Raw genomic sequence first — 11956 nt, forward strand, 5'->3', positions numbered from 1 at the left:
ATTTTGGACCAAACCGGAGTTAATCCAAAAGAACCAATTCATGTCATTGGTCCATACCAGAACAAAACGCACAGATACCAACATCCAACGGGAGTTTACTTATGACCAAACGAGTCGCTGTCATCGGCGCAGGCCCCTCCGGTCTTGCACAACTGCGCGCCTTCCAGTCCGCCGCTCAAAAAGGCGCGGAGATTCCGGAAATCGTCTGCTTCGAGAAACAATCGAACTGGGGCGGGCTCTGGAATTACACTTGGCGCACCGGCGTGGACGAGAATGGCGAACCTGTGCATTGCTCGATGTATCGCTACCTCTGGTCCAACGGTCCGAAAGAGGGTCTGGAATTTGCGGATTATTCCTTTGAGGAACATTTCGGCAAACAGATCGCCTCCTACCCGCCGCGTGCTGTGCTGTTCGACTATATCGAAGGCCGCGTGAAGAAAGCCGATGTGCGCAAGTGGATCCGGTTTTCCTCTGTGATCCGCTGGGTCGAATATGACGCCGATAAGGGTGATTTCGAGATCACCGTTCACGACATGGAAAACGACCGCGTCTACAAGGAGCGTTTCGACAATGTGATCGTGGCCTCCGGTCACTTCTCCTCCCCGAACGTGCCGGAATATCCGGGATTTGCACAGTTCAACGGTCGGATCATCCACGCCCACGACTTCCGCGATGCCCGCGAGTTTTCCGGCAAGGATGTGCTGGTGGTCGGGGCCTCCTATTCCGCAGAGGACATCGGCTCGCAATGCTGGAAATACGGCGCCAAGTCGATCACAAGCTGCTACCGCTCCGCGCCGATGGGGTTTGACTGGCCGGAGAACTGGGACGAGAAACCGGCGCTGGAAAAGGTCGAGGGCAAGACGGTCTATTTCAAGGACGGCACAACGAAAGATGTTGATGCCATCATCCTGTGCACCGGCTACAAACACTACTTCCCCTTCCTGCCCGACGATCTGCGCCTGAAAACAGCCAATGTTCTGGCCACGGCGGATCTCTACAAGGGGGTGGTCTACAATCCGAACCCGAAGATGTTCTATCTCGGCATGCAGGACCAGTGGTATACGTTCAACATGTTCGACGCGCAGGCGTGGTATGTGCGTGACATCATTCTGGGCCGGATCGACCTGCCCGATGCCGCCACAATGGCCGCAGATGTCGAGGCGCGTGTGGCCGCAGAGGCCAAGAACGAGACCGACAACGACTGCATCGTTTACCAAGGCGAATATGTCAAAGAGCTGATCGCGGATACGGATTACCCGAGCTTCGATGTCGACGCGGCCAACGAGGCGTTCTTCCAATGGAAAAAGCACAAGAAGCAAGGCATCATGACCTTCCGCAACAATGCCTATGTCTCCCCGATCACAGGCACGCTGGCCCCCGCGCACCACACCCCGTGGAAAGATGCGCTGGATGACAGCATGGACGCCTACTTGCAAAACTGATCCAACGCGTGCCCCATCGGGGGCGCGTCCCTCTCCCCTGATCCGGGGGCCAGCATTCATGCACCCCCGGATTTTTTTATGACCGATGGAGATCCAATTGATCCTCGATCCTTCCGGCCTTCCCTTTCGTGCGGGCCCGCCGCACCCCTCACAGCCCCGCCGCGCCTCGGCCTTCACCCTTGCGCCTGACGAGGAACGTCACACCGTTCAGGGCGGCGGCGCCACGCTCGTGGAACTCAAGACCGGTGACCGGATCACCATCACCAACACAGAGGGCGGGCAGCGCTGCGAATTGCTGGCCGCCCATACCGACGGGCGCGTGGATGCCGGCGTGCTCGGCTGGGCGGCGGATGCCACGGGCGAGGCCCTGCGCGCCACCGTGAACAGCCCCCTGCCCGGCATGGCCCGCCTGCGCCTCGGCCTTGCAAAACGCCGGATCGAGCTTGCGGGCGCTGGCAGCATCGGCCTGTTCTCCGCCACCAGTGCCGCGGGCGAAGGCGTCAGCTTCACCGCACAATCCGCAGGCTGGCTGCTCGTCACCGCCCCCGCGCCGGAACCGGATTTCGAGGCCCAGACCACCGCCACGCCGCTGCGCGTCACACTCACCCGCGCAGAGCCACGCATGGCAGGCAGCTTTGCCCTGCCCGATCCGCTGGCCGACACGCTGCAAGACATCCGCATCAGCTCCGCCACGGCACAGGCCTACACCGTCAAAAAGGGCGAATTCATCCAGATCATGGATGTCGATGGCCGCCAATGCACCGACTTCCAGTGTTTCGACGCGCGCAAGGTGGACAAGGGCCAATTCCTCCCGCTCGACGTCACCACCACCCGCACCATTCAGGGCCACGCCTACCCGATGCCCGGCCTGCATGCGAAATATTTCGACCACGACCAGACCCCGCTCGTCGAAGTGGTGCAGGACACCTGCGGACGACACGATGCCTTCGGGCTGGCCTGCAACGCCAAATATTACGACGATCTGGGCTATCCGGGGCACGCGAATTGCTCCCACAATTTCAACGGCGTGCTCGATCCCTACGGCATCCCCGCCCGTGCCGGATGGATGGCGGCGAATTTCTTTTTCAACACCGGCGTGGACGAACATGGCGTGATGCTGGCCGACGAGCCGTGGTCGCGGCCCGGCGACTATGTCCTGCTGCGCGCGCTGACCGATCTCATCTGCGTGTCCTCCTCCTGCCCCGATGACACTTCGGCGGCCAACGGCTGGCACCTCACCGACATCCATGTGCGCACCTATGGCGCCGAAGAACGCTTTTCCCGCGCCACTGCATGGCGCCCGACCCCTGACGAGGATCCGATCATGACGCGTGAAAGCGCCTTTTATGACAGCTTCAAAACCATGACCCGCGACTTTTCCGACTATAACGGGTTCTGGCTGCCGAATTCCTTCCCCGAATGTGACGCGATCGAAAGCTACTGGGCCTGCCGCGAAGGCGTGGTGGTCATGGACCTCTCGGCCCTGCGCAAATTCGAAGTCACAGGCCCCGATGCCGAAGCCCTGATGAACTGGGTGCTGACCCGCAATGTCGAGAAACTCGCCATCGGTCAGGTGGTCTATTCCGCCATGTGCTACCCGCACGGCGGCATGATCGACGACGGCACTTTGTTCCGTCTGGGAGAGCATAACTTCCGCTGGGTCGGCGGCTCCGACGAGGGCGGCGTGTGGATGCGCGAAGAGGCCAAACGTCTCGGCCTTAACGTCATGATCCGCTCCTCCACCGACCAGATGCACAACCTCGCGGTGCAAGGCCCGAAATCGCGCGATCTGATCTGCGAGCTTTTCTGGACCGCACCGCACCAACCCGCGCTCGACGAGATGGGCTGGTTCCGCTTCACCCCCGCCCGCCTTGGCGACGATCAGGGCATCCCCGTCGTGATCTCGCGCACCGGTTACACGGGCGAACTCGGCTACGAGATTTTCTGCCACCCGAAACATGGTGCGGAGATTTTCAAAGCCGTCTGGGAGGCGGGCCAGAAGGTCGGCATGAAACCGATGGGGCTGGAGGCGCTGGACCTCGTGCGGATCGAAGCGGGGCTGGTCTTTGCGGGCTATGACTTCTCCGACCAGACCGACCCGTTCGAGGCCGGTGTCGGCTTTACCGTGCCGCTGAAATCCAAGACCGCCGATTTCGTCGGGCGCGAGGCGCTGTTGCGGCGCAAGGAAACGCCCTCGCGCAAATTCGTCGGGCTTGAGATCGACGGGCAAAATGCCGTGGCGCACGGGGATTGCATCCGCATCGGACGCGCACAGGTGGGCGAGATCTGCTCCGCCATGCGCAGCCCGCGCACCGGCCAGTGGATCGCACTGGCACGCATCGACGTGGCCCATGCGGAGATCGGCACCCATGTCGAGGTCGGCCAGCTGGATGGGCACCTCAAACGCTACTCCGCCCGCGTCGCGCCCTTCCCGCATTACGATCCGAAAAAGGAACGCCCGCGCTCCTGAGACCTTCGCCGTCTCTGCAAACCGAAGATCGAGATGGGCTGCGTTCTGCTGACGCGGTCCTCTTGCGTCACGCCCCCTCTTGGCGCGGCCTGTCGGGGAGGGTAAGACGGTCTTCCCGACAGGAGGACCAAATTTGAGCACCGCCACAGATCCGCAAACCACGGCCCAAACCAACGCCCGTATTTCCCGCACCATCGCCACAGATATCGCGGCCTCGCAAAGTCAGGTCAGCGCCGCCATCGGGCTTCTGGACGGGGGCGCGACCGTGCCCTTCATCGCGCGTTACCGCAAAGAGGTGACGGGCGGCCTCGACGACACACAACTGCGGCTTCTCAACGACCGGCTGTCCTATCTGCGCGAACTGGAATCGCGGCGGGTGACGATTCTCAAATCCATCGACGAGCAGGGCAAGCTGACCGACGATCTCAGACGCGCCATTGCAGGTGCCGAAAGCAAATCGACGCTTGAAGACATCTACCTGCCCTACAAGCCGAAGCGTCGCACCAAGGCGATGATCGCGCGTGAAAACGGGTTGGAACCTTTGCTGGCGGCCATCAAATCGGACCGCTCAGCGGATCCCGAAAAACTCGCCGTAGGCTATGTCACCGAGGCCGTCCCAACGGTGAAAGACGCATTGAACGGCGCGCGGGACATTGCGACCGAGGACCTGTCGGAAAGCGCCGATCTCTTGGGAAAACTGCGCGATTTCATGCGGCGCGAGGCGCGTGTGACCGCCAAGGTGATCGAGGGCAAGGAACAGGCCGGCGCGAAGTTTTCCGACTATTTCGACCATTCGGAGAAATGGTCCGAGATTGCCTCCCACCGCGCTCTGGCGATTTTGCGCGCAGCCAAGGAAGAGATCGTCTCGATGGAGATTGCGCCGGAGCCGGAAGAAGGCGCGGATCGGGCGATTGCCATGATTGCCGCCTATCTCGGCGCGGGCAGTGATCAGCCCGGCGATCTCTGGCTGCGCACCGTGGCACGCTGGGCGTGGCGGGTGAAATTCTCCATCTCCTTGCACATTGATCTTCTGGGCGAATTGCGCCAGCGCGCCCATGAGGATGCGATCACCGTGTTCTCGCGCAATCTCAAAGACCTGCTTCTGGCCGCCCCTGCGGGGGCCAAGGCCACACTCGGTCTCGATCCGGGAATTCGCACAGGCGTGAAAGCGGCAGTGGTGGATGCCACCGGCAAGCTGCTGGAGACTGCAACGCTCTACCCGTTCCAGCCGAAGATGGATCTGCGCGGGGCGGAGGCGAAGATCATTGATCTGGTGACCCGTCACGGTGTCGAGTTGGTCGCCATCGGCAACGGCACCGCCAGCCGCGAGACCGAGAAACTTGTGGGCGAAACGCTCAAGCTCCTGCCGCAAGGCGTCAAGGCGCCCACCAAGGTGGTCGTCTCAGAAGCCGGTGCCTCGGTCTATTCCGCCTCGGAACTGGCCGCAGCCGAATTTCCCGATCTCGACGTGTCCCTACGTGGCGCGGTCTCCATCGCGCGGCGGTTGCAGGACCCGCTGGCGGAACTGGTGAAGATCACGCCCGAGAGCATCGGTGTCGGCCAGTATCAGCACGACGTGGACCAGCGCCGCCTGTCGCAGGCGCTCGAAGCCGTGGTCGAGGATGCGGTGAACGCCGTGGGGGTGGACCTGAACATGGCCTCCGCCCCGCTGCTCGCCCATGTCGCGGGTCTCGGACCGTCGCTCGCGCAATCCATCGTGACCCATCGCGACAGTCACGGCGCGTTCCCCTCCCGCAAAGCCCTGTTGAAAGTCTCCGGTCTCGGCCCGAAAGCCTTTGAACAATGTGCGGGCTTTCTACGCATCCGCGACGGGGACGAGCCGCTCGACGCCTCCTCCGTCCACCCCGAAGCCTATGACGTGGCCCGCAAGATCGTCAAAGCCTGTGGCCGCGACATGCGCGACATCATGGGCAGCCCCTCCGCGCTCAAGGGCCTGCGCCCCGAAGATTTCGTCACCGACGCCTTCGGCCTGCCTACCGTGCGCGACATTTTCGCGGAGCTTGAAAAACCGGGCCGCGACCCGCGTCCGGAATTCAAAACCGCCACCTTCACCGACGGGGTCGAGGAAATCAAAGACCTCAAACCCGGTATGCGCCTTGAAGGCACCGTGACCAATGTCGCCGCCTTCGGGGCCTTCGTGGACATCGGCGTGCATCAGGACGGGCTTGTCCATGTCAGCCAGCTGGCCGACCGTTTCGTCAAAGACCCGCATGAAGTGGTCAAGGCGGGCGACATCGTCTCCGTGCGCGTCACCGAAGTGGACATCGCGCGCAAGCGCATCGGCCTGTCCATGCGCAAGGACGGCACCAAACCCGACCGCGGCGAACGCCCGACACAGGGCAAGCCCCAAGGCAAAACCGGCCAGCCCCGCAAGGAGGGCACTCCCGCACGCGGCTCCAAATCCAAACCCGCAAAACCCCGCAACACCTCCCAAGGCAACAGCACCGGCGCGCTGGGGGCCGCACTCATGGATGCCATGAAGAAAAACCGCTGATCCCCGCGCAGGCGTGTCCCTGCCGCGACGTGACGCCACAGAACAGCCCGCGACAGGCCGGAGAATCTTGACTTCTCCGGCCATTTCGCTTTCCTGCGCCCTGTTCAAGTTTCGGTGATCTCGCCGATGAAAAGGGAACACGGGATGGTCCGCCGCCACAGCTGCAGGATCAAAGCCGTGGCTGCCCCCGCAACTGTGAACGGTGAGCGACGCCTCTCATACCACTGGGATACCCCCCGGGAAGGTGGGCGACCGCTGCGATCCGTGAGCCAGGAGACCTGCTTGAATGTTCACCCTTTTCCGGGCGCGAGGGGCGCCATGGAAGCGGTAGACCCGCAGCGGTGACGCTCTCACTGTCTGCGGAGATTTCCTCCCGGACGCGTTCACATCCACGGGGCAGCCGCCCCACGCTCAAGGACCGAAATCATGCCTACCCGTCCCACATCGCGCCTCCTGCGCCTCACCACAGCCGCCCTCGCCCTGACCACCTCCCCCATGCTCGCACAAGACACCGGCGAGATTTACCTGCTGGATGAAATTGTTGTGTCGGGAAGCCTTGTCCCCGTCGCCAAAAGCGAAACCGGCGCGACGGTGGAAACGCTTGATGCCGATGAAACGGGCACAGCCGCGCAATCGGTCTCCGATGTGCTCGCCACCTTGCCCGGCGTCTCCATGAGCCGCAACGGCGGCGTCGGGGCCAGCACCACATTGCGCATCCGCGGCCTCAGTTCCGAATATATTGGTGTGCGCCTCAACGGCATCGACATCACCGATACATCCTCGATCAAAACACAATACGATTTTGGCGGGCTGCTGTCCTACGGCGTTTCCTCAATCGAAGTCCTGAAAGGCTCGCAATCCGCGCTTTACGGCTCCGAAGCCGTCGCAGGTGTCGTCAGCATGGACACGCTTTCCGGCGAACCCGGCCTGAGCACCACAGTGGAAGCGGGCAGCTACGGCACCTATTCCGTAGGGGTTTCGGATAAAATCGAAAGCGAAAAGGGCTCTGTTGCCTTCACCCTGTCGCACTACAAAACGGACGGGTTCTCTGCGCGCTCCAGCGACGATGAAGACGACGGCTACGAAGCCACAACCCTGACCTTCGGTCTTGAGCAAGATGTCAGCGACAGCATAACGCTAGGCCTCTCAGGTTTCTACATTACCTCAGACAGTGAATACGACTTATCCAGCACCGACAGCGCCGGCGAGTCCTCCAGCGAGGAAAAAGGGCTGCGCGCCTTCGCCCTCGTGCAAGGCGACAACATCACCCATGAGTTCAGCGCCATGCTCTTCGATATTGAGCGCAGTTATCCTGGCGGTTATAATGAGGACTTCTCCGGAAAACGGCGCGAACTCGCCTATCTCGGCTCAACGGACCTCTCCGCTCGCTCCACACTGACCTTCGGCTTTGAGTATACCGAAGAGGAGTTCAACATCGACGGGCTAACCGAAAGCAACAACAACAAAGCAATAAAGGCAGAATGGCTGCATTCTCCAACCGCTGACCTCAACCTCTCCGCCGCCCTGCGCTATGACAGTCATTCCGATTTTGGCGAGCATATTTCCGGCCGCCTTGCCGCCGCTTGGGAGGTCGCATCCGACTGGACCCTTCGCGCGGTGCTAGGCACCGGCTTCCGCGCACCGTCCTACTACGAGCGTTTCGGCTACGGCGGAAATCCCGACTTCAAAGAAGAAACCAGTCGCAGCGCGGAACTGAGTGTCGAACGCCGGTTTATGGGCGACGATTTTGTGAAGGCAACGCTGTTCCATACAGAAATCGACAACAAGATTAACTATAACGACGACACTTGGGCATACGAACAAATCAGCACCACCACGTCGCAAGGCATCGAACTGTCCGGTCACTATACCCTTTCCGAGACCTTCTCACTCTTCGGAAACTACACCTACACCGATGCAAAAACAGCTGACGAACGCACAGAGCGGGTGCCGCGTCACGATCTTGTCGTCGGCATTGACGCTCTCCTGACGGACCGCCTGAGCGGTCAGGTAACACTACAACATGTCGCCGATATCGTCCCAAGCCAATATGCTCCCACAGATCACAAAGTCGGCGACTACACCCTCTTCAACGCGAGCCTGTCTTACGATCTGACCGACACTGTTCAACTCTATCTGCGGGCCGACAATCTCACGGACGAGGATTATGAAACCGCAGGTGGCTTCAACACACCGGGGCGCTCGGCCTATCTCGGTCTCAAAGCGTCGTTCTGAATGCGAAACTCGGGTGTCATATCCCTCGCCGCCGCCCTCGCCCTGACGGGGGCGGCGGCGGCTTGTGCCGATGCCACGCCGCAACGTGTCGTGTCGATCAATCTGTGCACCGACCAGCTTGCCATGATGATCGCCGCGCCGGAGCAGTTGGTGTCGGTCACCACTATGGCACGGGACCCGCGCGCTTCGGTCATGGCAGAGCAAGCCCGCGCCTATCCGACGAACAACGGGCTGGCCGAAGAGATTTACCTACTGGACCCCGATCTGGTTCTGGCCGGACAGTTCTCCGCGCGGGCCACTGTTTCGATGATGCGCCGCCTCGGGGTGGAGGTGGTCGAATTCGCCCCCGCGCAGTCTCTGAAGGATGTCTCCGCCAATATGGTGAAGATGGGAGAGGCGCTGGGGCGTGCGGATGTGGCACGCGAGATGGCGGACGATTTTGCCCGACACTTGTCCGACATAAATCCGACGCAAGGCCGACGTCCCACAGCGGCCACTTACGCGGTCAACGGCTACACCTCCGGCGCGCAGAGCCTGTCGGGCGAAATCATCGACACGGCCGGATTTGCCACGCTTGCCGCGCAGTTCGGCCTGCCTGCAGGCGGCTTCGTGCCGCTTGAGGCGCTGGTCATGGCGGACCCCGATCTGGTGATTTCCGGAGCCGACTATCCGGGCACCGCCCGCGCCGAGGAGGTGCTCTCGCACCCGGCATTGACCCGTCTCACGGGCGGGCATATGCCCATGCAGGACAAGGACTGGATTTGCGGTTTGCCCTCTGTGCTGGACGCCATCGGAGAGTTGCGTGCAGAGCGGGAAAAACTGGAGCAGGATGAATGACTTACCCGAGGCTTATCGTCGTTCTGACTCTGCTGGTTGCTGGGCTTTTTATGGCCTCGTTGCTGGTCGGTGTGGCGGATGTGTCCGTGATGGACAGCCTTGCCGCGCTGTTTGGAGGCGGTGAGGGGCCGCTGCCGATCGTGATGCGCGAGATCCGTCTGCCGCGGACCATTCTGGGCGTGATGGTGGGGGTGAGCCTCGGCCTGTCGGGGGCCGCGATGCAGGGCTATCTACGCAATCCTCTGGCCGAACCGGGCGTGATCGGCATCTCCGCCTCCGCCGCACTGGGCGCCGTGATCGCGCTCCAGAGCGGTCTGGCCGCGCTCTTCGCACTGGCCCTCCCCCTCGCCGCCCTGACCGGCGCCGCCCTCTGCGTCCTCCTCATCCTCCTGCTCGCCGGCTCCGGCGGCACCCTCTCCCTGATCCTCGCGGGAATCGCCGTGTCCGCCCTATCCTCGGCCCTCACGGCGCTGGTGCTCAACCTCTCGCCAAACCCTTTTGCTGCCAATGAAATTGTCTTCTGGATGATGGGATCGCTTGCGGATCGTTCGTTTCTACACGTCTGGACTGCCCTGCCTGTGATGCTGGTCGGATGGGCCCTGCTCGCCTTCACAGGACGCGGCATCGACCGGTTGACTTTGGGCGAAGAAGCCGCCGCCACAATGGGTATCAATCTCAAGCGTTTGCGCCTGATCCTCGTCGGCGGCGTGGCGGCCTCAGTTGGTGCGGCCACGGCCGTTGCAGGAGCCGTCGGCTTTGTCGGGCTGGTCGTGCCCCATGTGCTGCGCCCGCTGGTCGGTGCCCGCCCTGCCCGCCTCCTGCTCACCTCTGCACTGGGCGGAGCGGCTCTGGTCTTGACTGCAGACATTGCAGTGCGGCTGATCCTGCCCGGACGCGACCTCAAACTGGGCGTGTTGATGGCACTGGTCGGTGCGCCGGTGTTCTTCCATCTGATCTGGCGGATGCGGGGGCGCTCATGAGCTTGCTCACCACTCACAACCTGACCGTCAGACATGGCGCGCGCGTCACGCTCAATCATGCGTCTCTAACAGTCGAACCGGGCGAGTTCGTAGGGCTCATCGGCCCGAATGGCGCAGGCAAATCCACGCTGCTCCGTGCCGCTCTCGGCCTCATTACCGCAGAGGGTGACAGCTCGCTCGCCAAGCTCTCCTCCGCCCAAAGAGCCAAGGCCGTCGCATGGTTGCCCCAAGCCCGCGAGATCGCATGGCCGGTGCGGGTCGCGCATCTTGTTTCTCTGGCGCAAAACGAACGCGAAGACGCGCCCGAAGTCCTTGCAGCATTGGCGCGCATGGACCTGACAGCCCTCGCGGACCGCAAGGCCACAGGGCTTTCGGGCGGCGAACAGGCCCGTGTGCTGATTGCCCGTGCGCTGGCACAGGACACGCCGCTTTTACTGGCCGACGAACCGACCGCAGGTCTTGATCCGGCGCATCAGATCGCCTGTATGGAGACGTTTTCCGGCATCGCTAAGGACGGCCGCGCGGTTGTCGCATCGCTTCATGATCTGGGACTGGCCGCCCGTCATTGCACGCGCCTTGTGGTGATCCACGCGGGCCGGATCGTCGCGGACGGCCCCCCGCGCCATGTCCTGACCGAAGCGCTCCTGTCAGAGGTCTTCTCCATCCGCTGCTATATCTCGGACGCCGCCGAAGGGCTTGTGGTGCAACCTCTCGGACAAATCACGCAGGACGACGCATGACCCCGCCCCTGCTGCTCCCCCGTCTTGATCCCCCTTGGCTCGTCGCCGAACTGGGCACCTCCCTGCGCGTGCTGAGCTTTGCCCCCTATCGCTCCGGTTTCGTCATGGCCGAGAGGATCGTCTGGCGCGAATTGCGCAATGCCGACCTGCCCGTGGACCTTGCCGTTTCCGACTGGGTCACGGCGGAGATGACCGAGGCAGGACATACAGAAGCGGTGGGTATGCTCACCTCCCGCGATGTCACGAAATTCCAGCGCAAAGAGACGCGTGTCGAAAGTGCCCGCGTGGCCGCCATCGCCACGGTCGGGCTGGGCAACGCCGAACGCATCGGCACCCGCACGCCCCGCGACTGGTCCTTTGAACGCTACGGGACCATCAACATCGCGGTGCAGATAGCCGAAGGGCTGACCGAAGCCGCCCAGATCGAAGCCCTGAGCATCGCAACACAGGCCCGCACAGCCGCCGTGGTGGGCGCCGGATTACGGTTGCCTCACGGCCCTGTCACAGGCACCGGCACAGATTGCATAGCCATCGCCGCACCAAAAGGCGACACAGCCTATGCAGGGCTCCACACGGCTTTGGGAGAAGCCATAGGCGCAGCGGTCTACCAGACTGTCGCCGAAGGGGCCGCCGTATGGATCAAGGAAAATCCGGAAATGATGCGCAACGTATTCGGCGCATGATGACGCCCGCGAAAGGGGGCACCGCGTAGATTCGGAGCGGTGTGTCAGAAGGGT

General features: G+C 62.4%; 8 protein-coding genes and 1 riboswitch. All 8 genes read left to right on the top strand.

Annotation, left to right across the window (positions count from 1 at the left end):
- The first annotated feature begins 101 nt into the window (after nucleotides 1–101).
- The 8 genes from BM152_RS07055 (at nucleotide 102) to BM152_RS07090 (ending at nucleotide 11902) form a co-directional block, all read left to right on the top strand.
- Nucleotides 102–1442, top strand: a complete 1341-nt coding sequence (locus tag BM152_RS07055; RefSeq protein ID WP_066599095.1) for an NAD(P)-binding domain-containing protein — start codon at nucleotides 102–104, stop codon at nucleotides 1440–1442.
- Nucleotides 1443–1542: 100 nt separating this feature from the next.
- Nucleotides 1543–3912, top strand: a complete 2370-nt coding sequence (locus BM152_RS07060; protein ID WP_414835842.1) for a trimethylamine N-oxide demethylase — start codon at nucleotides 1543–1545, stop codon at nucleotides 3910–3912.
- Between the two features lie 133 nt (nucleotides 3913–4045).
- The gene (locus BM152_RS07065; protein ID WP_066599091.1) at nucleotides 4046–6427 is read left to right on the top strand and encodes a Tex family protein; all 2382 of its coding nucleotides are present in this window, start codon (nucleotides 4046–4048) and stop codon (nucleotides 6425–6427) included.
- 89 nt (nucleotides 6428–6516) lie between these two features.
- Nucleotides 6517–6727, top strand: a riboswitch (cobalamin riboswitch).
- Nucleotides 6728–6853: 126 nt separating this feature from the next.
- Nucleotides 6854–8662, top strand: coding sequence for a TonB-dependent receptor plug domain-containing protein (locus BM152_RS07070; protein ID WP_066599089.1), 1809 nt, complete (start codon nucleotides 6854–6856; stop codon nucleotides 8660–8662).
- A complete protein-coding gene (locus BM152_RS07075) occupies nucleotides 8663–9499 on the top strand; it encodes an ABC transporter substrate-binding protein (protein WP_066599088.1) in 837 nt (278 codons plus the stop codon).
- A complete protein-coding gene (locus BM152_RS07080) occupies nucleotides 9496–10479 on the top strand; it encodes a FecCD family ABC transporter permease (RefSeq protein ID WP_066599087.1) in 984 nt (327 codons plus the stop codon). The genes BM152_RS07075 and BM152_RS07080 overlap by 4 nt, the downstream gene beginning before the upstream one ends.
- Nucleotides 10476–11219, top strand: a complete 744-nt coding sequence (locus BM152_RS07085) for an ABC transporter ATP-binding protein (RefSeq protein ID WP_066599083.1) — start codon at nucleotides 10476–10478, stop codon at nucleotides 11217–11219. Before BM152_RS07080 ends, BM152_RS07085 begins: the two co-directional genes overlap by 4 nt.
- A complete protein-coding gene (locus BM152_RS07090) occupies nucleotides 11216–11902 on the top strand; it encodes an adenosylcobinamide amidohydrolase (RefSeq protein ID WP_111481351.1) in 687 nt (228 codons plus the stop codon). The genes BM152_RS07085 and BM152_RS07090 overlap by 4 nt, the downstream gene beginning before the upstream one ends.
- Nucleotides 11903–11956: the final 54 nt, after the last annotated feature.

Origin of the sequence: Celeribacter halophilus (genome assembly GCF_900114135.1) — a bacterium.
Lineage (GTDB): Bacteria > Pseudomonadota > Alphaproteobacteria > Rhodobacterales > Rhodobacteraceae > Celeribacter > Celeribacter halophilus.